The following is a 21,511-nucleotide window of genomic DNA, read 5'->3' on the forward strand; positions in this document are numbered from 1 at the left end:
ACTCACGAATTGGTCTGGTCTCTACTCTCAAGACTGTTTTCCCGCGCCGGGACCGAACCGCTGAATCACTTTTCTTTCCAGGCGCAGGGCGCAATGCCCCAGCGCGGCCTTGATTTCCTTCTCGACCATGCGCGTGGAAATGCCGAAACGTTGGGATATTTCCAGGTGCGGCGCTTCCTCCAGACGCGCGGCAATGAAAATCCTACGACGCCGCGCCGGCAGCTCATACAGGGCCTTGAGCAAGGTCTGCAACTCCTTCTGCCCCCCCACCACCCGGGCCGGATCCAGCGCTTCATCGGAAATCTGCAGCAAGTCCTCGATTTCGCTGCCGGTGAGCAGGCGAGCATCGGCCTGCCGACGGTCGGCGGCAATGTTCAGCGCCATGCGATAGAGATAGGCACTGGGCTGGGCGATGTCCGGCGTCTCGACCATGCGATCGACCCGCAAGTAGGTTTCATGCAGCACATCGTTGGCCAGTTCCTCGGAGCCCAGGCGCTTGCGCAGGCGCACCTTGAAATCCTCATAAGAGGTGAGGAACAACTTGACCAACGGGCTGCGACCAGAGTGTTTCATCGCCCCAAAACCCCTTCCCCTGCTGTGCACTCCATGCTTGTTCCTGATGAGTCGGGTAATAAAAGCAGGGTTACCGGTTGGCGCAATGAACTGGGCGCCGGGCGGTCGATCCTGAGGTTTTGCAAACTGTTGACCAAGGCCTTGTCACGCATCGGATCGCCTGTGGAACTGACCAGGCGGCTATGCTGAACCACGCCGTCCCGGCCGATCCACACTTGCAGCACCGCCCGAAAACTTCCCGGGCGGGTGAGTGGTGAACGGCACAAGTTGCGCTGGATGACCGTTTGGATCGCCGCCGCATAGTTGCTGTCGCTCAAGCCCGGGGCCGCGCCGGAAGGCAGCGGCACCTCGTGGACCCGCACCGGTTGCAACGTGAACGCATCCGCTCGGGCGTAATGCGCCGCGAGCCCGGTGCCGCGAAGCAACACATTGAGCCCTTGAGAAGCGGTGAACAGTCCCTGGACGCCCAGCGTATGGCGCTGGCTGGATAGTTGCTGATCCACCAGCACCGCCATCCCCGTCGCCCGACTGAATTGCTCCAGCGCCGTGGTCAGTTCCTGCGGGGCGATGTCCAGCTCCACCAGGCCGTTCGCCTGGATCGGCGCGGCCAGCAACCACAACAACGCCATCAGCCCCCCCAAGGGTGACCTGGCCAATCCACGCCTGCGCCCGCCCCCGGCTCTGCCTTGCTGCACGACTGACGTATCCGTTGAAAACCGTCATCCTGAGGGCTGTTTATGAATGTCGTATGACAACTGATACAAATCCCTCGGACCCCACTAAACTCGTGCTCTGACAGCGAACCGCCTTCTGGGCGGGCCAGGAGGTCGACAATGAAACAGTGGATGAAAATGATGGCGGGCCTCGGACTGCTCATGGCCCAGCCTTGGGCCCATGGCGAAGAGGTACCGGCGTGTATCGAGGTGACCGTCGGTGGCTACAGAACCGCGGACTACAACTGCCTGAGCCGGCAAATGGGCAACGATCCGCAGGCCGCAGCGGCCGCGCAACGCACGCAAGAGGCCTTGAATGTGCCCGTTAACAAACGCGCGCCGAACAGCATCGGCCTGGCGACCCCAGCGGCCACCAGCGTGCGCATGGGTAATACGTTTGGCACCTCGGTCAAGCCCCAGAGACCGCCGGTCCCGGCCAGCCCCTCGCCGCTGCCCAGATAACCGCTGTCTGTGGCCAGGGCACTTGCTCCCTCGCCGCAGGAGTGCGTTGCAACGTTGAGTGCTGGAGCCCCTACGCGCCTCAAAACAGGCTTTGCACCTGCTCCAGGACTGCGCGGTTCATCTGGCCGGTGTGGGTATGCAGGCTCACATAGCTTTGCAGCATGTCCAGCTTGGTGTTGAGCAGGTCCCGACGGGCCTGGAATAACCGTTGTTGCGCATCAAGGATGTCCACCGTGGAGCGCACACCGCCCTGGAAGCCTTTTTCCGTCGAAGCCAGTGCCCGCTGGTTGGACTCCACTGCGCGCTGCATCGCCTTGCTTTTGGCGAAGCCGGCCACCACGCCCAGGTAATCGGTTTCGATCGTCTCGGCCAACTGCTGGCGTTGCACGTCATAGTCCGACTGCGCACCGGCCAGTTGCGCCTGGGCCTTGGCCACCGACGCTCGCACCGCCCCACCGCGATACAACGGAATATCCAACTGCAGCCCCACGTAATAGGTGTCCTGGCGCGGGTCAAGTTCCTGGTACTGGCGGGTTTCCCGGCGAGTCAACTGAGTGGTCAGTGCCAAGGTCGGATAATGCCCGGCGCGCTGGCTGTCGGCCTGGGCCTCGGCCACTTTCACCGCCGCCAGCCGGGCCGCCAGCTCGGGGCTGGCCTCGCGGGCAATCGCCGTCCAGTACGGCAGGTCCTGCTCGGGAGGGATCGGGCTGCCGGCGGCAAGCTCCTCGCGCATCGGCGCAATGTCATCGATGGGCACATTGGCACGACCGGACAACGCCCGCAGCGCGGCCACGCGACGAGCCTCGGCTTCGGCCTCCTGGGCCTCGACCAGATCAAGCCGCGCCTGGGCTTCATCGATATCGGTGATCGCGCCCTGGCCACCCTCGAAGAGTTTTTTGCTCTGGATGACCAACCCGTGGATGGCGGCTTTTTGCTGGGCGATTAACTTGATCTCGTTTTCCGCCCGGGCGACGTCGAAGTAGCCCTTGGCAACCCGGTCGAACAGCGTCTGGCCGGCGACGTCGAAAAGCTGGCTGCCCAGTTGCCCTCGTGCCTTGCCTTCCTGATACGCCGCCCAGCGCGCCTTGTCGTAGAGCGCTTGCTGCGCCGCCAGGGTGACGTTGTTGGCCTGGTAATCGTTGCTGTTGACGTAGCCGCTGTCGTCACCGCCATCAGTTCGCCCACCGCGGCCATAACGCGAAGTCAGCGACACTTGCGGATAGAGGCCGCCACGGCCAATCGCTTCTTCCTGCCGCGAGGCATCATAAGCATGGGTGGCTGACTGCAAAGTCGGGTCGTTGAGGCGGGAAGCATCGTACGCCGCGGTCAGGCTCAGGCCACCGTCGGCGGCCCAGGCGACATTGAGCATCGCCCAACTGGAGCACAGGCTCAGCAGCACGCGAGCGCTGTAACGGCATCGGTCGATCATGCTCATTCCTCTTTGAAGGCTGCCAGCAAGCGTTCGCGCAACGGTTTCATCAGGTAATTCATGAAGGTGCGCTCCCCCGTGACCACCGTCACATCGGCCAGCATGCCCGGACGCACCCACAACCCGGCGGCCTGCAACGAGGCGACCGTGTCGGCGGGAATCTCGACCTTGGCGGAGAAGTACGGCAAGTGCGTCTGCTCATCGATCAACTGGTCGGCCGACACCGTACTTACGGTGCCGGTTACCGTCGGCGTATCCACCCGTTGCAGCGCGGTGAAATGCACATGCACCGGCAACCCCGGGCGCAACTTGTTGGCCATCAACGGCTCGAAACGCGCGGTAATCGCCATTGGCGCATCCAGCGGTACCACCTGCATCAGGGTTTGTCCGGCCTGGGCCACGCCGCCAACGGTATGCAGGCTCACGTCCATGACCTGCCCGGCCACTGGCGCACGGATAGCGCCGTTGTCGACTTCAAATTGCAAGGCACGCATCTGATCGGCATAACCGGCCGCCTCGGCGGAGACCTCGCTGAGCTGGGTTTCAGCATCGCGACGAAACTCCTGCTGCACTTGCAACGCCTTGAGCCTGCTTTCGTTGATGGCCTGGCGGGTCCGCCCGACATCGCCCACGCCGGAGGCAATCTGGCCGGCCAGTTGGGCGGCGTTGCGCTCGGCCTCGAAGAGTTTGTTGCGCGGAACATAACCCTCACGGGCCAGCTCGCGCAGGCCTTCGAGCTCCTGTTGCTGAAAGCGCATCTGCGCGTCGTAGTTACGCTTGACGCCTTCATAGCCCTGCAATTGCTGCTGCAGCGCCGCGACCTCATGTTCGATGATCTGCAAACGGCTGCCCAGCTCCGCGCGGCGGGTCAGAAACAACTGGTTTTGCAAGGCCATGGCGGCCTTGACCCGCGGCTCGTCGGCGCGCGCCAGCAATTCAGCCGGCCATTGGATCTCGGCGCTGCCCAGACGCTCGGCAATCAACCGCGCTTCAATGCTGCGATCGTTGAGCAACTTGCCCAGGGTCACGTCCAGTTGCGACTGCGCTTGCACGGTATTGAGCTGCACCAGCAACTGCCCCTGGCTGACTCGATCGCCATCGCTGACCAGCAGCTGGTCCACTACCCCGCCGACCAACGACTGCACCGCCTTGCGCTCGCCCGCCACCACCACGGTGCCACTGCCCACGACACCCTGGTCGAGGGGTGCCAGGAAGGCCCAGAGCAAAAAGCCGCCCAGCGTCAGGACCAGGAAGCCCACACCATACCGCGCAGCACCGCTGGCATCGGTACTGGCGCTGGGCAGGGTATTGGCGTCGAGCACGCTCAGCTGCTGCTCGCTGTGCGCCGATGCAGCCGGGGTCAGATCACGCATCTTCGCCCGCCTCCCTCACCGCAGCGGGCCTGGGCCCCGGCATCAATGCCTTGAGCACCCGGTCCCGTGGGCCGAAGGCTTGTTGGGCGCCGTCCTTGAGTACCAGGATGTGATCGACCACCGCCAGCACATTGGGTCGATGGGTGATCAGCACCACGGTACTGCCGGCGGCCTTGAGCGCATTGATCGCTTGTACCAGCGCCAGCTCACCTGCTTCGTCGAGGTTGGAGTTGGGCTCGTCGAGCACAATCAGCGACGGGCGCCCGTAAAGTGCCCGGGCCAGGCCCAGGCGTTGCTTCTGCCCGCCAGACAAACCCAGCCCACCGGGGCCCAGTGGCGTGTCATAACCTTTGGGGAATCTGAGGATCATCTCGTGAATGCCGGCGTGACGAGCGGCGGCAATGATTTTGTCGGCATCCTGCTCGCCGAAGCGGGCGATGTTGTCGGCAACGCTGCCATCGAACAGCTCGATGTCCTGGGGCAAGTAACCCAGGTACGGGCCCAGGGCATCATGGGACCACTGGCTGATCTCGGCGTCATCCAGGCGCACCGAACCGCCGATGGCCGGCCATACCCCGACCAGCGCCCTGGCCAGCGTCGACTTGCCACTGGCGCTGGGACCGACTACGGCAAGCACTTCGCCCTTGGCCAGGCTGAAATTGATCCCGCGCACAATCGGTTGCGAGGCGCCGGGCGGGCCGACATACAGTTGCTCCAGGCGCACCGCGCCGGTGGGCGGCGGCAAGGGCATGCGCAGGCGCTCGCGGGGGTGCTGGGTAAGCAGCTGGCTCAGACGCTGATAGCTCTGGCGTCCGGCGTTGAATTGTTTCCAGGAGCCGATGGCAATTTCCACCGGTGCCAGGGCGCGGCCCAGCAGCAGCGACATGGCGATCATCATGCCTGCCGACATCTGCCCCTCGAGCACCAGCAACGCCCCCAGGCCCAGGGCCAGCGACTGTCCCGATATGCGCACGAAACGGGTTGCAGAAGTGATACGGGCACCACGGTCACTGGCGTGGGCCTGCGCGGCAATGATGCGTTGTTGCAGCAGGCTCCAGCGCTGGCGCAACGGCCCGAGCATGCCCAGCGCCTGAATGACCTCGGCATTGTGGAGCGTGCTGTTGACATAGACAGACGACTGCACCCCCAGGCGATTGGCTTCACCCAACCGGGCGCGAGTCGCCAGCTCACCCCACAACGCCAGGCCGATCAGCACCAGGGCGAGCACCAGGGTCAGCACCCCGAACCAAGGGTGAAAAATAAACGCCACCAGCAGGAAGATCGGCAACCACGGCGCGTCCAGCAACGCGATCAGACCCTGGCCGGTGATCAACTGGCGCAACGTCGCCAAATCAGTGAGCACCTGGGCCGGGTTGGCGTTGTGCTCGCGCAGGCTGCGGGCGAAAGCGGCGTCGAAAATACGCTCGCCCAGGGCGTCGTCCAGCCCCGCACTCATGCGAATCATCACCTCGCCGCGAACCCACTCGATCAGGGCACTGAACAGAAACAGGGCCAGGGCGATCAAGGTCAGCATGAACAGGGTGGTTTCGTTGCGGCTGGTCAGGACCCGGTCGTACACCTGCATCATGTACAGCGATGGCACCAGCACCAACAGATTGATCACGCCGCTGAACAGCGCCAGCGACCAGAACACCCGGCGGTAACTTAATAAGGCAGCATCAATGTCATGACGCGGATCGAGTAGAAAGCGCATAGAGAATCAACCCGCAAAGGAATAGTCGGTCCCGGCGCAATCCATCGCGAGTTATTTGCCCGAAGGCGTCAAAAAAAAGTGCGTCATGTCGCTGACGTGCAGCTATCTGGGTCGATCCTCGCCGCTACAGACGCCAAGTACTGACAACGTAACCACGGGTTAGTGCCAGCGTGGGGCCGGTGTTTTCACCTCAATACGGACAGGATGGGGCATTCAAGACAGACGGCGTGCGATCTTGAACCGGCACCGAAGGGGGGGATGCGCTGGCGCAGGTCAACGACCTTGCGCGGTACCCAAAGACTCGGCCATCCGAACGAGGTCGGCGAAAGACTTGGCTTGCATTTTTTTCATGGCATGGGCGCGGTGGATTTTCACGGTGATTTCGCTGAGGTTCATCTGCCCGGCAATCTGCTTGTTCATCAGGCCCTTGGCGGCCAGGGCCATCACCTCTTTTTCGCGGGTGGTCAACGTTGCATAGCGACTGTGCAGGTCCGCAAACTGCTGTTCGATCTCGCGCCGCCGAACGTCGGCCTCAAGCGCGGCAGTTACAGCGTCCAGCAGATCCTGTTCGCGAAAGGGTTTTGCCAGGAAATCCACGGCGCCGGCCTTCATGGCCTTGACCGACATTTCGATGTCACCGTGACCGGTAATGAAAATGATGGGGATACTGGCGTTGGAGGCGGCCAACTGGCTCTGGAAATCCAGGCCACTGCTGCCTTGGAGCCGGACATCCAGCACCAGGCAACTGGGGCCCGCTGTCCTGGGTTGGCGCAGAAACTCCGTCGTGGAGGCGAACGTCTCGACACGGATGCCGACGGAGCGCAAAAGATTACTTAACGCCTCACGCATGGAGGCATCGTCATCCACCACAAACACAACAGAACCCTGGCTGCCCGGCTCATCTGACGAGGGATTGCCATTCATGCACGATCCTCTTGGGAGGGGACGAAAAAAGTGTAGCACAGCGTTTTTGCTTGCAGAGTTCGCCCCGGCGGGTGCGCTCGGAGAGCAATAAACTATGCAATAAAGTGTGGTTCCAATGCATCAATCAACGCCAATACATCTCGGGGTCGACGCAAGTAAGCACTGACTTGGGCGCTGTAACTTTCTCCACTGATGCACCAACTGCAAAAGTGTTCGCAGTTATTGGAGAACACCCGATAGCGGTTTTCACCGAGTCTTGAACGCGCCCGATCAACGATCTCACGGCTGGAATAGTTGCATTGCTCTTGAAACCGCCAGACCGGCTTGCCCAGAGCGAAGTGTTCCAGATCAGTCACTTCGATAGGACCCGATCTAAACGAGCTGCTGAAACCCGAGTAATGAGCCACCTCTCCGCCGCCCAGATAAATTCCATGGTGGATATAGAATCGGCGCGGACTGATCAAATGCGCACCGACGGGTATGCTGTCTGCGGACCTCTCGATATCGACCAGCTTCAACGGGACATCCACCATGCGCCCAGGCAGATTGCTGCCGTAACGGGCTGCGGAACACAGATGACGTTCCGGCAGCGGCACACTCAAGCGGTAGAAAACGCTCGTCGTTAACAGTGCCATGCCAATCAGTACTAACGAGCGTAGCGAGGACAACTTATCAACGGTGTTGAGCGTTAAATGATTCATGTTGAATACTCCGCAACCCTTGACCGGTACTCTATCGCGGGGCTGGCGGCGCTTCATTTGTACATGCGATTGGTTTAAGTGACCTCTTTATATACGGTCTTTAAACCTAAGTATGAATAACCTGTTAGGCAGGCCGTTGTCAGCCCAATGTTGGCGCTGACAAAGCTGGGTATGGCCTTCATTGCTGAGCGATGGGCAGCGTGAATTGCACAGTGGCGCCCCGAGGCTGGTTTGCGTGCGCCCGCAGGCAACCGCCGTGGGCCTCGATGATCGAACGACAGATTGACAATCCCAACCCCAGACCGGTGGGCTTGGTGGTATAGAACGAAGTGAAAACCAGATCGGTACTCTGCGAGGCGAAACCTGGCCCTGAATCGCTCACACTCACGACCACGTTTCCACCATCGCCCGGCGCCGCGCGGATCAGCAACTGCCGTTCACCTTCGCCGACAGCACTCATCGCCTCCAACGCATTCATGATCAGGTTGAGCAACACCTGCTGCAGCTCGACACGGTCGCCTTCGATGAAAGGCATACCGTCCATCAATTGCGTCTGTATTGAAGCACCGCTCTTGATGATCTGACTGCGGGTAAATTCGATCATCTCGCTGATCGCAGCGTTAATATCCACCAACCCCTTCTGCGGCGGCGCCTTGCGGATATGCCCGCGAATGCGGCCAAGCACATCTGCCGCTCGATTGGCATCGACGATCAGGCGACCAAGGACCTGCCGGACCTCCTCGATCTCCGGTGGTTGGGCGTTCAACCAGCGCAGCGCGGCATCAGCGTTGAGAATGGCCGCAGCGATCGGCTGATTGACTTCGTGGGCGATCGAGGCAACCAACTGCCCCATAGTCGCGACGCGGTTCGCGTGGGCCAGTTCGGTTTGCACCTCGCGATAGCGACGCTCGCTCTCACGGATTTTTTCCTCCGCCAGCTTGCGCTCGGTCAGGTCCAGCACGAAGGCGACCCCTTCCCTGCTGCTGGCTTCGAACGTCACCAGCCCGACGATGACCGGCACGCGGCTGCCATCCTTCCTGAAATATTCCTTCTCATAGGGACTGGCTTGCCCGGTCAGCAGCGCCTGGGCCAACGAGCGCTCGCTGAGTTCGAGAAACTCCGGTACGGTCAGGTCTCTCCAGCGCAGACGGCCCGAGGTGAGGTCCTCTCGCGCATAGCCCACCATGCGCAGGAACGCATCATTGGCCTCAATGATGTCGCCCTCGGCATTCCAGAACAGAATCCCGATGATGTTGGCGTCCACTAGGCGCCGGATCTTCGCTTCGCGTTCGGCGACCTCGCGGTAAAGCCGGGCATTTTCCAACGAGATTGCCGCCCGGGAAGCCACCAGTTTCAACACGGCGATCCGGGTCGGGCTGAACACGCGGGCGGCAAGGTTGTTTTCCAGGTAGAGCGCGCCGACGAGCTTAGCCTGATTCATCAAGGGCAGACAGAGAATAGAACGAGCTTGTTGCTGACGGATGTAAGGATCTTCGGCAAACGTCCCGGCAACCAGCGCATCATCAAGAAAAACGGTCTCTTGGGTGCGCAGGACGTGATAAAGGATCGACTCTGGCAACAGCGTCGCGCTCACCGCAACGTCGTGCAATTGTGTGGTGTCGCCGCCGGTGGTGACCTGCGCCGCTACCCGGTACTCACCGCCGTCCGGGAGAATCAACAGCCCACGCTCGGCACCAGCCTGTTCAATCGCCGTGAACATGATCCTGTCGATCAGCTTCTCCAGGACGATTTCTCCCGACACGGCTTGGGAGACCTTGAGAACCGTGGCCAGATCAAGGTGGTCGACGAGAGTCGTCATCGTCGTCGGCCCAAGCGCAGGTTCTTCAGTGCTCAACGACGGGTACTTGCTCTCCAGATGTCGCACCTTGCCCTCGGCCCCCCAGCGCAGGTAACCGTAACGGGCGTCCTGCAGATAGACGCGAGCGACCTTGGCAAAGCCGCGCGCCGCGTAGAAGCGCGACGCCAGTTCATTGGCCAGCGCCTCGATATGCACGAAACCGCTCTGCTGCGCGGCGTCGATGGCTTGCTCGTAGAGTAGCTCGGCGTCGATCACGCGCCCTTCGACCCGGGCAATTTCGGCGCCGACCAGCGCGGCGCGACTCGCGAAGTTCTCCGGGCACTGCTGCGCCCAGGTCTGGAGCTGGCGGTGATCGGCGGCCATCGCGACCAGATACTGCCTCTGCTCATCCATTGGGGCGCTGTCACAGCAGGCGGCCCGCGCCAGGGCGCCATAGAAATGATATTCGGCTTCCTCAAAGAACGCCTGGCAAACCCAGAGCAAACGCTGCGCTTTGGTGGCCGCCTCAAGGGCCGATACAGGATCGTCGGCCAGATAGCGGGCCTGCAGTTTTCGGACCCAGTACAGACACTCAGCCAATACCAGATCCGGGTTGCTGGACAAGTGGGCTTCGGTGTCGATTTCGTTTGACGGGCCGCCATCCAGGCGGCCGAAGCCGCGGGTCAACCCTCGCAGCATCCGGATCAACGCCAATTGCGTGAGGATGAAATCGGTCACCAGCCCGAAGCGCACCTTCCTGGCATAGGCCAGGCCGCGTTCGGCCTCGTCCTGTACACCGGCCAGCGGCTCACCGGCGAAGAGCAGATCAGCGGTGAGGTTGTTGCCCGCGTAGGCGCCATAGGGCAGATCACCGATCCGGTTCGCCGCCACAAACGAGCGGCGCAACAGGTCTCGGCACTGCTCCACAGGCTTCATCCAGCGCACGGCAAAGCAGGAAAAGCACAAGTACGTGCTGGCCTCGAATCGCGTCAGACCGCGCTTTTCGACGAGTTCGCAGCCCAGCTGACCAAACCGCAAACCCACTTGGTAATCCCCGAAACGTCTACCAGCGACCCTGAACAAATTGGCATAGAGCACACAGGACGCATCGCAGTTGCCATGCTCAAGACTCAGGTTGACCGCCTTGCAGATCAACAGGTCCGCCAGGTTCGCTTCGCTCTGCAAGGCTGGCGCGAAGAGCTTGCCCAGCGCGTCGAGGGTCGCCAGGGCGGTCGCGTCTTCCATCAGAGGCAAATCGATAAGCTCCTCAATGGTCCGTTCTCCCAGCAAAGTCCCGATTCGATCATACTCGTGGCGCACGTCATCGTCGCTCGGATGGGCCGACCATACGATCCCCACATGTCGCAGGTAGTCGAGACAGACAGCGACCGCACCGTCACTGCGATCCAGAAGCAGGTAGACGTCCATTAGCAGACAAGCGACGCTGGCGCGTTCGATCACCGTCACAGCACGCTTGGCCAGCGCACTCAGGCGCTCGTCCGCGACACTCAGTTGCCCGGAGAGAAACTCGCACTCGGCCCTGTTGAGTTCCAGGGCGAAGATCAACTCATGGTGAGCCCCCCAGGCATCGTCGCCCAGCATCTGCGCCCCGGCGGTGAGGTAGTTGAGCGCTGAAGCAAAGGCTGTCGACGCCTTGGCCCGTTGACCGGCCATCAGGTTGAACGCCGCCAGTTGCTCTCGCTCGTCCTGGTCAGTGAGCAACGCAGCGCCGCGATTAAGCTGGCCGACGATCTCGAAAATCGCTTCCTCGCGCTCCTGAGCGGACGTTTGCGCCACCAGCAGCCGACCGATACGCAAGTGAGCAGCGGCGCGCAAGTCGGCGGGGATCAGTGTGTAAGCGGCCTCGTGAATACGATCGTGAACAAACCCATAACCACCGTCGCGCCGCTCGACCAGTTCCTGGCGAGTCGCCTCCCAAAAAAGCGCGCGGACCTGAGCCTTGGGCACGCCCAGCGCGGTGGACAGCGCCTTGAACCCGGCGACGCTGCCCAGGCAGGCAAGCTGCTGCAACGCATCTTGCGTTTCGCTCGGCAAGCGAACCAGTTTGCCAACCATCAAGTCCACAATGTTGTCCGTGTAGCCCTTGGCATGAATACGATCGGGGTCCCACCACCACTGCCGAGTTTCATGATCGAAAGTCAGCAGTTGCTCATCGGCCAATGCTTGCAGAAACTGGATCACAAAGAACGGGTTGCCGGCGGTTTTATCCAGAACCAACTGCGCCAAGGGCTCGATGCGTTCAGGTTCGTCATGAAGCGCATCGCCGATCAGTTGCTCGACATGCACTTTGCCCAGCGGCGCCAGCGAGATCTCACCGATCTTGCCACCTGCGCGGCGAATGGCCTCGAGTTTGGCAGTCAACGGATGCGAGGCGTCCACCTCGTTGCTGCGGTATGCCCCTACCAGCATCAAATGCCGCACGTCCGAACTGGTCAACAGATCCGCCAGCAGGTCGAGCGTGGCAGCGTCGAGCCATTGCAGATCGTCGAGAAACAGCGCCAGCGGATGCTCCTGGCGGGCAAATACACCAATAAAATGCCGGAACACCAGAAGAAAACGGCGTTGCTCCTGTTGAGGATCAAGCGGCGGCACCGGCGGTGGCTCACCGATGATCAGCTTGAGCTCGGGAATGAGATCGGTCATCAGCCGCGCATTGGCAGCCAGCGCTTGCAGCAAAGCGTCACGCCAGCTCGCCAGTTCCGTGTCGTTCTTGCCCAACAGCGTGCGCACCAGGCTCTGAAAAGCCTGCACCAGCGTTGAATAGGGAACGTCACGCCGATACTGATCGAACTTGCCACTGGCAAAAAGCCCTCGTGGCGGCACCAGCACCTTGTGCAGCTCATTGACCACCGAGGACTTGCCAATACCGGAGTAACCCGTGACCAGCACCAACTCCGGTGCACTGCTTTCAACGACCCGGGAGAACGCCGCAACCAGGGTAGCGACCTCACGCTCACGCCCGTAGAGCTTTTCCGGAATCAGCAGCCGCTCGGATGCCCCCTGCTCGCCCAGGACGAAGACATTGATCTGGCACAACTGCTGCCAGTCTGCCAGGCACCGTCGCAGATCATGCTCGACACTGGCGGCCGTCTGGTAACGTTCCTCGGCGGTCTTGGCGAGCAGCTTCATGACGATCCGAGAAAGCATTTGGGGAACAGAGGCGACCCGTTCGCGGGGTGACAAGGGCTTTTTGGCGATATGGCAGTGTACCCACTCCATCGGATCGGCTGCCGTGAACGGCAACGAGGCGGTCAACATCTGGTACAGCGTGACGCCGAAAGAATAGAGATCACAGCGCGAATCGATCGAGCGATTCATCCTGCCGGTCTGCTCCGGTGCCATATAGGCGAGCGTACCGGCCAGGGTCTCGGGCGCCTGCCGCTCCCGCGGCAGCCGCGAGGCAAGACCAAAGCCGGTAAGCCGGGCTTGCCCGTCGGTGCAGTTCACCAGGATATGGCTGGGCTTGATGTCCTTATGGACGAGGCCGCACTGGTGGAGCTTGCCCAGCGCCGAGGCGATGCTCACGGCGAGGGGTAAAAAGATTGCCGTGTCCATGGGGACGTTGAGCAACTGCACAAGCGGTTCGCCCCCTGGATCCTCGAGCACCAACTGCATTCGGGTGCCGTCGCGCACCATTTCCAGAGGCCGCACCGACCAGCTACTGTTCAGTTCATCCTTGAGACTAAACTCATGAGCCAGACGGTCAATACAGCCGGGAGGCGGTTGTTCGGCGGCAGGCCGCGCTATCAGGACGTTGCGATCGCCCTCTACGCCCAGTCGTGATTCGCGACAGAAAATTCGCTCGCCATCGTCCCATAATACTTGCATGTGGTTATCCATCGGCACGGATCAATCAGTTGTGTTATAGGCCGCACGCTGCCGTTGGGCTGTCGTCCTGTGTCATATCGCAAGTGCCGATGTCGTCGCGTGGGGCGGCTTCCGTGGCTTGGCTGGAGGACCGTTGATGAGGCTGTACCGGGATCCAGAACGGGTCGTGTTGTCAAAGCCTAGATTAGCGCCTCATCAAAGCCCTTCAAGTGATTTCATTGAGCGACAGCGGATTAATCGGCAATGCGCGCAGACCGGCGGTGGCGAATCTGCACCCGGCGATGGGCGCCAGTCTACGCAGGCAACCAGCCGAGGTCAGTTGTACCCGGGTACAGTGCAAGTATCCCCTGGGTTACGCGCCGCCGACCGTGAGTGAACGAATCAGGCCAACGTCGAGCCTTTAGTCTTAACACGCTATACGTAGGTATACTTTTACGCCCTTCGAGACCGCGTATCGTGTAATGACGACAGGCGCTGTCACGAGCGACCCACTATGCACGACACCCCAAAACGCAATACCGCGACGATAGCCGTCGTGGATGATGACGAATCCGTTCGGACAGCTCTGGAAGGCTTGTTGCGCTCCAGCGGCTATCAAGTCCAAACCTATCGCAACGCCCTGGCGTTCCTCGACGCCAACACCCTCGCAGAGACGCACTGCCTGATTTCCGATATCCAGATGCCGGGAATGAGCGGTGTGCAGTTGCACGAAAAACTGAACGCGATGGGTTTTCAGATCCCCACCATATTCATTACCGCTTACCCGCACCTGGGTGCCGACACACCGGGACTGGTTGCCTGCCTGCCCAAACCCTGTGAAGCCGGCCGATTGTTAGGCTGCATCGAAACTGCTGTGCTGCAACGGCACTGATCCCAGTAAGCCCCTCGCCCCTCCATACCTTCGTATATCTCCCCGCCACTGAGGTATGGCTTTGCTGAACCCATGTAGAAGTGCGCCTGCACGCCCGCGTCAATAACATGAATTCACAGCGAGCACGTCGCTGCCGAAGATTTATCGACGCCATGGCGCACGCTCGCCGGGCAACGCTGCAACCTTTCAGGAACAGGCAATGTCGGCTTTCAGAGAGTCACCCCCACGCATCCTGAAGTTCACGAGCGCAATCGCAACGCTTGGCGTGTTGTCCCTGGCCGGTTGTACGGCAGGCCCCGACTTCATGAAACCGGAAAGCGGGCTGAGGGCCGTAGAGCTGGCACCGCGGCCAGAACACGCGAATGTCGCCCCCATGTCCGACGCGGCAGTGCCCTCCCAATGGTGGTTGCTGTTCAACGACACGTTACTCGCCCAACTGCAATCGCGTGCCCAAGCGGGCAATCTTGATTTACAGATAGCCGGCGAACGCATTGAACAAAGCCGAGCGCAACTGGGCATCGCCTCTTCGCGCCTGCTACCCAGCGTGGATGCCAACGCCAGCTACGCCCGTGAGAGGCTCAGCGAACATGGCAAGTTCGCCGCGCTGGGTGCGCCTGTGGGCCCCGGCAATTTCTGGCAACTAGGCTTCGATGCCAGTTGGGAAATCGACCTTTGGGGCCGAGCGCAACGCGGGCGCGAGGGCGCTGCGGCGACCCTGCAAGCCACCATCCATGATCGCGAAGCCGCACGGGTAGCCTTGTCCGCCGAAGTGGCCAGAACTTATTTGCAATTGCGCGGAACCCAGGCGCAACTGGACATCGCCCAGCAAAACCTGACGATTGCCGAGCGCACGCTGGGGCTTGCCGAAAGCCGTGAGCGCAATGGTGTTGCCACGCGCTTCGAAACCTCGTCCGCTCGCGCGCAATTGGCGACAATCAAGGCCACGGTTCCCGAACTGACCCAACAACGCAATGCACAGATGAACGCACTGGCGTTGCTGCTGGGAGAGCAGCCCCGCGCACTGGATGTACAACTGCGTCAAGCCATGCCCTTGCCGTCGCTTCCAACCCACGTTCCGGTTGGCGTCTCTTCCGAATTGGCTCACCGACGCCCCGACATCCAGCGTGCCGAAGCGCAGCTGCATGCCGCTACCGCAGCCATCGGTGTCGCCAAGGCTGACTTTTACCCGCGTATCGGGCTCAAAGGTCGAATCGGCGTGGAAGCCTTCGAAAGCGGTGATCTCTCCAGTTGGGACTCCCGTGTTTTTTCCATCGGCCCGACGGTCTACTTGCCGATCTTCCAGGGCGGACGATTGACGCAACGCCTGGCCTTGAACGAATCACGGCAAAGAACGGCGGCGATCACCTATCGGCATACCGTATTGCGAGCCTGGCACGAGGTGGACAATGCCCTGGATGCCTGGGCTGCCCAACAGCGCCAGCACGAGGATTTGCTGGTTTCCTATGAACAGAACCGGCAGGCATTACGTGCCGCCGAACGAGGCTATGAACAAGGTGCAGCCGACTATCTGAGCGTGCTGACCGCGCAACTCAACCTGCTTGCCAGTCAGACCCGCCTCAATGCCAGCGCAACCGACGCCACGCTCACCGTGGTCAATCTCTACAAGTCGCTGGGGGGTGGTTGGGAGGCGGCGAGACTGCAGAGCACGCCGCAAGCGAGCATCGATGAGTCGCCCGCGTCTTCATCGGATGACCCGCTGGTCCGTGTCTCGCCTCGCTCATCTCGCTCAAGGGCCGCCCCATGAACAGCGCCACATTGTTGCCAGCAACCGTCACGGCCAGCATAGCCCCCCAGGCCACGCCTTCAAAACGTCCGCTGGTGGGTCTGCTGGGGATTTTCATCGCCGCGATGATGGCTGGGTTGAATATCCGGGTCGGCGCATTGGCGTTGGCTGACATCAGGGGGGCCATGGGCCTGGGCTTCGACGACGGCTCGTGGTTAACCACGGCGTACAGTGCCGGGGAGTTGATTGCCATGCCCTTTTCAGCCTGGTTCGCCATTACCCTTTCAGTACGACGCCTGGAACTGTGGATGCTCGGCATCTGTGCACTGCTGGCGGCAATCCTGCCCTTGATCCATAACCTGGACCTGCTGCTGGCCTTGCGTTTTGTGCAAAGGCATTGCCAGCGGCACGACGATTCCGTTGCTGATGATGGCGGCCCTGAAATTCCTGCCACCGCCCATCCGCCTATATGGTTTGGCGCTGTATGCGATGACCGCGACCTTCGCGCCCAATCTGTCCATCTGGTTGACCGGACACTGGACCGATGGTCTGAATGATTGGCGGTGGGTGTATTGGCAAATCATTCCCCTGGCGCTCATCGCGGGATGCCTGATCGCCTGGGGCCTGCCGAAGGAATCCATCCAGCAGCACCGTTTTCCACAGGCCAACTGGTTCGGCATGGCTTGCGGTGTACCGGCGCTCGGCCTGATTGCCATCGCCCTGGATCAAGGTGTACGGCTGGACTGGTTTCATTCGCTGTTGATCATCTCATCGCTAGTGGCTGGCCTGGCCCTGTTGGCTATCTACCTGGTGAGCGAGTGGTATCACCCTTCACCGTTCATCAAGTTGCAAATCCTGGGACGCCGCAACCTGGGACTGGGCTGCACGCTGTTCGTTTCCCTGCTGGTAGTGTTGATGTCCAGTTCACTGTTACCGGCAAGCTATCTCACCCCGCTTCAGCAGTATCGACCGTTGCAGATGGCGTCCATCGGCCTGATCGTCGCGCTGCCACAACTGATCCTTGGGCCGTTGGTGGCGCTGCTGCTGTACCAGAAGTGGGTTGATGCCCGCGTGGTATTCGCGTTGGGGCTGCTGCTGATCGCGCTGGCGTGTCTGTGCGGCGCGCAGTTGACCAGCGAATGGAATCGCGACCAGTTCGTCCTGGCGCAAACACTGCAAGCCCTTGGGCAACCGATGGCGGTGGTGTCGATGCTGTTCCTGATCACCAGCGTGGTACAGCCCTCCGAAGGACCTTATGTGTCCGGCACCATCAATACGCTACGCGCCTTCGGCTCGCTGATCGGCGCGGCGGCGGTCACCCAACTGATCACCGTGCGCAGTCGTTTCCATGGGGAAATGTTGCTGGACCAAACCGCCCTGGTCAGCAACATCTCTGCGGTTGCGCCTGAGCCGGCACAGCTGATGGGCATCATCAGCCAGCAGGCGCTGGTGCTGTCGATCGCCGACGCCTATCGCGTACTGGGTTTGCTCGCGCTGTTGCTGATTCCTCTCGTGCTGCGGCTGACCTGCATCCCCCCGCCTGTCACGCAAGTAGCCCCGTCACCTTCCTCCTCACACGGGTAACCCACCATGGCCTTACCAAAGAAAGCCCAGATCATCAGTGCCGTGTTGCTCGTCGGGGCAATCGGCGGCGTGCTGTATTTCAATCGTCCCGAATCCAGTGCATCGATCCAGTCCACGGACGATGCGTACGTCCACGCGGACTTCACCACGGTCGCGCCGCAGGTATCGGGCACGGTTGAGACGGTGCTGGTCGAAGACAATCAGCCGGTCAACAAAGGCGACCTGCTGGCAACCCTCGATGACCGTGATTTCGTTGCCGCCGTGAACGCCGCCAAAGCCCAGCTCGCCAGCGCCCGTGCCGGAGTCGCCAGCTTGCAAGCACACCTGATCCAACAGGACACCGTCATACGCCAGGCACAGGCAGCGGTCGCCGCGGACGAGGCTGCGCTCAAGTTGGCCAAGGTCAATCATGCCCGTTATCGCAACCTGGCCACCGACGGCTCGGGAACCGTGCAAGCGCAGCAACAGGCCGAAGCGCAATTGAGCGTGCAACTGGCCAGTCGGGATAAAAGCCAGGCGGGTCTTCAGGCGGCTCGCCAGCAGGTAGACGTTCTCAAGGCCGACCTGGAAAAAGCCAAGGCAACCCTCGCCCACGCGCAGGCTGCGCTGGACCTCGCGAGACTGAAGCTGTCCTATACCCGAATCACCGCACCGATCAGCGGCACGATCGGGCAAAAATCGGTGCGCATCGGGGCTTTCGTCAACGCGGGAAAACCTTTGCTGGCAATCGTTCCGCTGGAGGCCGTGTACATCAGCGCGAACTTTCGCGAGACACAACTGGCCCGCGTCAAGACAGGTCAAACCGTGGAAATCGAGGTGGATGCGTTACCGGGCGAGGCGCTGCAAGGCACCGTACAAAGCCTGGGACCGGCCAGCGGCGTCAGCTACTCGACCGTGGCACCGCACAATGCCACGGGCAACTTCACCAAGATTGTCCAACGCTTGCCGGTGCGCATCCGCATCGATCCCGACCAGAGCGCTGCGGCAAAACTGCGGGTAGGCATGTCGGTCACACCGAGTATTCGTATCGGTGAATGATAGCTGGGACTGCCGGGTGCGAAGCGGCCGGAATTTTGCTCGGATGACTTGCGGCAGAGGGATCTGATCCGGATGGGGTATGCACGGCCAGAATCGCCTCCCCCCTCAGTGGCTAGTCGTAAAACGGCTCGACCAAGGTCCGACTGCCAAGAAAAAAGCTGTCCGCCACCAGACGCAACGGCTGCAGGTCCAGGTCGCTGGCCTGGTCAGCAATCAACTGCTGGAAATGCCGATACACCGCCGCGTATTCACCTTCCTGGGAAACGGTCTGGCGAACGCCGTCGATGCTCAGCACTGCCCCACCGTTGTCCAGGCGCAGGAGGCCTTCGGTGCAGCGAATCTCGATGCTCCAGAGTTCGTCGTGACCGTGGTCGAAATCGAACTCCGCGCGAACATCCAGGTGTTGCGCGTCGGACATCTTGATGCTGGCGGCAATCGGCGATTGGCAGTTACTCGGCACGCGCAGTTCGGCGGACTCAACGAACAGCGGCAGCGCCAGCAGATGGGTCACGATTGAAAACGCGTTGATGCCGGGATCAAAAACACCCAGGCCTCCAGGCTGCCAGATCCAGGCCTGGCCGGGGTGCCACTTGCGTACGTCTTCCTTCCAGTCGATCTTGACGCTTTGCAGGGTGCGGCTGGCGAGCCAGTCACGGGCCGCCTCGATACCGGGCGCGTAGCGTGAATGCCAGGCGAACAGACCACTGACACCTTGCTCGCGTACCTGATCCACCAACGCCATCGCTTCACCCAGCGTGGCGCAGGGCGGCTTTTCTACCAGCACGTGTTTGCCCGCGGCCAGCGCTTGTTGCACCAATGCGAATCGCCCTTGCGGCGGTGTGCAAAACGCAATCGCATCGACCTGCGGGCCGTTTTCAAGCAGCTCGCCCAGGGACCGGAAATTCTCCACACCGGCGCAGGGCTGCCCTTGGGTGGCGACAGACACCAACTGGAACGCAGGGTTGGCGAGGATAGCGGGAACGTGTTGATCCTGGGCAATCTTGCCGTAGCCCACCAGACCGAGACGAATCGGTTGCATCGATGACTCCTGATTATTTTTGTACTTTTGATGGGCCAGCAAACTAGCGGTAAATCGCGTGGCCGACAATGGCTCGCCACACATGCGCTTGATTGTCGTGGGCGCTACAGCACACGCTTCACGCCTGCCGAGGTTCGCAGGGCGCGCTCATGACGTTGGCAATCCTGCCCAAGAACGGCTCCAGGCGTTCACCCGGCGCGTCGTGCTCCACCACCAGGGCGGTGACTTCTTCACACGACGCCACCTGATAGTGGGCAATGCTGGAGAGTTTTTCATTGGTCACGGCCACCACCACCTGACCGCTCGCCGCGACGACCGCGCGCTTGAACTCCGCGTCATCCAGGCCGAACGCTGTGATGCCATTGTCCGGGTCGATGGCGCAAGCGCCGAGAAAACACAGGTCAACATTGAACTGCCGCAGTTGCTGCACAGCCGCCAGCCCGATCACTCCGCCCGACGCCGTGTTCACGCGTCCGCCCAACAGGATCACCTCGGCGCAGGGCAGCTTCATCAATTGCACGGCAATCAACGGCGAATTGGTGCTCAGCGTCAACTTAAGGCGTGGATCGATGGCGCCGGCAATCGCCAGGTTGGTCGAGCCGGCATCGATGAACACATGCTGGCCCGCCCTCAGCAACGAGGCCGCCGCCAGGCCGAGACTGTCCTTGCGCTCGACGTTCTGCCGTACTCGAACGGCCATCGGCCGTTCCACGGCCGGCAACAGGATCGCGCCGCCATAGACGCGCTTGCATAACCCCGCCGCCGCCAATACGCCAAGATCGCGCCGTATCGAGTGCTCGGAGACATTGAATTCGCTGGCCAGATCGGCCGCAATCACCCGACCATACAGGGCCAGACGCTCGCTGATCCGTTGCTGGCGTTCACCGGGGAACACTTCGTGAGTTGAAGTCATGGCATCTATAACCTTCATAAACGAGCACTAATTATCACTAACGAGCAAATATGCCGATTGCAGAGCCTCTCGTCAAACCTCAACGCCGGGGCAGCGGACCCAAGTGAATCTGCCCCCTCTTCCCCACAGGCAAAAAAAACCCCGCCACCGAATGCGGTGCGGGGTAAAAAAATGGTTGGTTGCGGCCAACCAAAGGAGCACGGTGAAAAACCTGTACGGGCCGGCCTCAGATGCAGTCCTGTGCGGCACGTTCAAAACTCGAAGGCAGGAAGCTGGAAGCCAACAGACGCCGCTCGTAGATGAATACCTTGCCACCGTTCCCGGCCTTGTAGGCTTCCAGCACGTTGTCCGCCGACACTTTGCTTGGCACCACGATCCGGTAGCCGCGTTGGGACTGGGAGACGGTCGGGCTCATCGCGTGGTCCTGCAATTTCGGCACGACACAGTCGGCGTACTGGGCCGGCGTCTTGCTGGTCTGCAAGGTCAGGGTCGGGTCGTTCGGCGCGCTGGCACAACCGGCGAGCAACAAGGAGGTAAACGCCATGGAAGACGCAAATAAAAGGCGCATTGGTCTGGTCCTGAAAATAAAAGGTTGGTTCATCAGGCAACGGAACTGCGTTACGGGTTGCCGCCACTGCCAGGTGCATCGGGTGTGTGGCGGTCAGATGAGTGAAACCTCATCGCCCCAACTGCTTGAGTTACCTGTTCGATGGGGGGGATTTTCCAGGCATTGCCGACAAAACAGAACTTGTGTTTCGTAATGATCACTATTGCTTCCAGCAATAG

The 21,511-nt window shown here is 61.2% G+C and carries 15 protein-coding genes and 1 pseudogene; 5 read left to right on the plus strand and 11 right to left on the minus strand.

The window, feature by feature from the left end:
• Positions 1-27: 27 nt before the first annotated feature.
• Both HQ912_RS16790 and HQ912_RS16795 read right to left on the minus strand, forming a co-directional pair.
• Positions 28-573 carry a sigma-70 family RNA polymerase sigma factor gene (locus HQ912_RS16790; protein ID WP_047228928.1) on the minus strand — a complete coding sequence of 182 codons (546 nt, stop codon included), beginning with the start codon at positions 571-573 and terminating at the stop codon, positions 28-30.
• Positions 570-1,202 carry a TonB C-terminal domain-containing protein gene (locus HQ912_RS16795; protein ID WP_173407055.1) on the minus strand — a complete coding sequence of 211 codons (633 nt, stop codon included), beginning with the start codon at positions 1,200-1,202 and terminating at the stop codon, positions 570-572. Before HQ912_RS16795 ends, HQ912_RS16790 begins: the two co-directional genes overlap by 4 nt.
• 204 nt (positions 1,203-1,406) lie before the next feature.
• Between HQ912_RS16795 and HQ912_RS16800 the strand changes: the two genes are divergently transcribed.
• On the plus strand, positions 1,407-1,748 hold the full coding sequence (locus HQ912_RS16800) for a hypothetical protein (RefSeq protein ID WP_047228926.1): 342 nt from the start codon (positions 1,407-1,409) through the stop codon (positions 1,746-1,748).
• 79 nt (positions 1,749-1,827) lie between these two features.
• Here the strand turns inward: HQ912_RS16800 and HQ912_RS16805 are convergent, their stop codons facing one another.
• The 6 genes from HQ912_RS16805 to HQ912_RS16830 all read right to left on the minus strand — a co-directional run bounded on the left by HQ912_RS16805 (position 1,828) and on the right by HQ912_RS16830 (position 13,536).
• Positions 1,828-3,177, minus strand: coding sequence for a TolC family outer membrane protein (locus tag HQ912_RS16805; RefSeq protein ID WP_076385252.1), 1,350 nt, complete (start codon positions 3,175-3,177; stop codon positions 1,828-1,830).
• Between the two features lie 2 nt (positions 3,178-3,179).
• Positions 3,180-4,550 carry an HlyD family type I secretion periplasmic adaptor subunit gene (locus HQ912_RS16810; protein ID WP_047228924.1) on the minus strand — a complete coding sequence of 457 codons (1,371 nt, stop codon included), beginning with the start codon at positions 4,548-4,550 and terminating at the stop codon, positions 3,180-3,182.
• Positions 4,543-6,264: a type I secretion system permease/ATPase gene (locus tag HQ912_RS16815; protein ID WP_076385254.1), complete on the minus strand. Its 1,722-nt coding sequence runs from the start codon at positions 6,262-6,264 to the stop codon at positions 4,543-4,545. Before HQ912_RS16815 ends, HQ912_RS16810 begins: the two co-directional genes overlap by 8 nt.
• A gap of 273 nt (positions 6,265-6,537) precedes the next feature.
• A complete protein-coding gene (locus tag HQ912_RS16820; RefSeq protein WP_173407056.1) occupies positions 6,538-7,188 on the minus strand; it encodes a response regulator transcription factor in 651 nt (216 codons plus the stop codon).
• Positions 7,189-7,280: 92 nt separating this feature from the next.
• The gene (locus HQ912_RS16825) at positions 7,281-7,889 is read right to left on the minus strand and encodes a lecithin retinol acyltransferase family protein (RefSeq protein ID WP_107321666.1); all 609 of its coding nucleotides are present in this window, start codon (positions 7,887-7,889) and stop codon (positions 7,281-7,283) included.
• Positions 7,890-8,067: 178 nt separating this feature from the next.
• A complete protein-coding gene (locus tag HQ912_RS16830) occupies positions 8,068-13,536 on the minus strand; it encodes an AAA family ATPase (RefSeq protein WP_107321665.1) in 5,469 nt (1,822 codons plus the stop codon).
• Positions 13,537-14,029: 493 nt separating this feature from the next.
• Between HQ912_RS16830 and HQ912_RS16835 the strand changes: the two genes are divergently transcribed.
• From HQ912_RS16835 to HQ912_RS16850, 4 genes and pseudogenes are all read left to right on the plus strand, one after another.
• Positions 14,030-14,407 (plus strand): response regulator transcription factor, encoded by a 378-nt coding sequence (locus HQ912_RS16835; protein WP_107321664.1) that lies wholly within the window; start codon positions 14,030-14,032, stop codon positions 14,405-14,407.
• Between the two features lie 199 nt (positions 14,408-14,606).
• Positions 14,607-16,172, plus strand: coding sequence for an efflux transporter outer membrane subunit (locus HQ912_RS16840; protein ID WP_173407057.1), 1,566 nt, complete (start codon positions 14,607-14,609; stop codon positions 16,170-16,172).
• Positions 16,169-17,735, plus strand: a pseudogene (locus HQ912_RS16845) (MFS transporter). Before HQ912_RS16840 ends, HQ912_RS16845 begins: the two are co-directional and overlap by 4 nt.
• 6 nt (positions 17,736-17,741) lie before the next feature.
• On the plus strand, positions 17,742-18,773 hold the full coding sequence (locus tag HQ912_RS16850) for an HlyD family secretion protein (protein WP_107321661.1): 1,032 nt from the start codon (positions 17,742-17,744) through the stop codon (positions 18,771-18,773).
• A 112-nt stretch (positions 18,774-18,885) separates the two neighbouring features.
• On the opposite strand, the gene HQ912_RS16855 is transcribed toward HQ912_RS16850, so the two are convergent.
• From HQ912_RS16855 to HQ912_RS16865, 3 genes are all read right to left on the minus strand, one after another.
• Complete coding sequence (locus tag HQ912_RS16855; protein WP_047228922.1) at positions 18,886-19,812, minus strand: Gfo/Idh/MocA family protein; 927 nt, start codon at positions 19,810-19,812, stop codon at positions 18,886-18,888.
• 118 nt (positions 19,813-19,930) lie between these two features.
• On the minus strand, positions 19,931-20,725 hold the full coding sequence (locus HQ912_RS16860) for a DeoR/GlpR family DNA-binding transcription regulator (protein ID WP_076385256.1): 795 nt from the start codon (positions 20,723-20,725) through the stop codon (positions 19,931-19,933).
• A gap of 226 nt (positions 20,726-20,951) precedes the next feature.
• On the minus strand, positions 20,952-21,293 hold the full coding sequence (locus tag HQ912_RS16865) for a hypothetical protein (RefSeq protein WP_173407058.1): 342 nt from the start codon (positions 21,291-21,293) through the stop codon (positions 20,952-20,954).
• Positions 21,294-21,511 lie beyond the last annotated feature (218 nt).

Origin of the sequence: Pseudomonas sp. MPDS (assembly GCF_013283895.1) — a bacterium.
GTDB lineage: Bacteria > Pseudomonadota > Gammaproteobacteria > Pseudomonadales > Pseudomonadaceae > Aquipseudomonas > Aquipseudomonas rhizophila.

What these genes read in the sequence shown, in the direction of transcription:
- HQ912_RS16815 (WP_076385254.1), bottom strand. Translation starts at nt 6,264, where the DNA reads ATGCGCTTTCTACTCGATCCGCGTCATGACATTGATGCTGCCTTATTA.
- HQ912_RS16820 (WP_173407056.1), bottom strand. Translation starts at nt 7,188, where the DNA reads ATGAATGGCAATCCCTCGTCAGATGAGCCGGGCAGCCAGGGTTCTGTT.
- HQ912_RS16860 (WP_076385256.1), bottom strand. Translation starts at nt 20,725, where the DNA reads ATGACTTCAACTCACGAAGTGTTCCCCGGTGAACGCCAGCAACGGATC.
- HQ912_RS16825 (WP_107321666.1), bottom strand. Translation starts at nt 7,889, where the DNA reads ATGAATCATTTAACGCTCAACACCGTTGATAAGTTGTCCTCGCTACGC.
- HQ912_RS16835 (WP_107321664.1), top strand. Translation starts at nt 14,030, where the DNA reads ATGCACGACACCCCAAAACGCAATACCGCGACGATAGCCGTCGTGGAT.
- HQ912_RS16850 (WP_107321661.1), top strand. Translation starts at nt 17,742, where the DNA reads ATGGCCTTACCAAAGAAAGCCCAGATCATCAGTGCCGTGTTGCTCGTC.
- HQ912_RS16830 (WP_107321665.1), bottom strand. Translation starts at nt 13,536, where the DNA reads ATGCAAGTATTATGGGACGATGGCGAGCGAATTTTCTGTCGCGAATCA.
- HQ912_RS16805 (WP_076385252.1), bottom strand. Translation starts at nt 3,177, where the DNA reads ATGATCGACCGATGCCGTTACAGCGCTCGCGTGCTGCTGAGCCTGTGC.
- HQ912_RS16800 (WP_047228926.1), top strand. Translation starts at nt 1,407, where the DNA reads ATGAAACAGTGGATGAAAATGATGGCGGGCCTCGGACTGCTCATGGCC.
- HQ912_RS16840 (WP_173407057.1), top strand. Translation starts at nt 14,607, where the DNA reads ATGTCGGCTTTCAGAGAGTCACCCCCACGCATCCTGAAGTTCACGAGC.
- HQ912_RS16795 (WP_173407055.1), bottom strand. Translation starts at nt 1,202, where the DNA reads ATGGCGTTGTTGTGGTTGCTGGCCGCGCCGATCCAGGCGAACGGCCTG.
- HQ912_RS16855 (WP_047228922.1), bottom strand. Translation starts at nt 19,812, where the DNA reads ATGCAACCGATTCGTCTCGGTCTGGTGGGCTACGGCAAGATTGCCCAG.
- HQ912_RS16790 (WP_047228928.1), bottom strand. Translation starts at nt 573, where the DNA reads ATGAAACACTCTGGTCGCAGCCCGTTGGTCAAGTTGTTCCTCACCTCT.
- HQ912_RS16810 (WP_047228924.1), bottom strand. Translation starts at nt 4,550, where the DNA reads ATGCGTGATCTGACCCCGGCTGCATCGGCGCACAGCGAGCAGCAGCTG.
- HQ912_RS16865 (WP_173407058.1), bottom strand. Translation starts at nt 21,293, where the DNA reads ATGCGCCTTTTATTTGCGTCTTCCATGGCGTTTACCTCCTTGTTGCTC.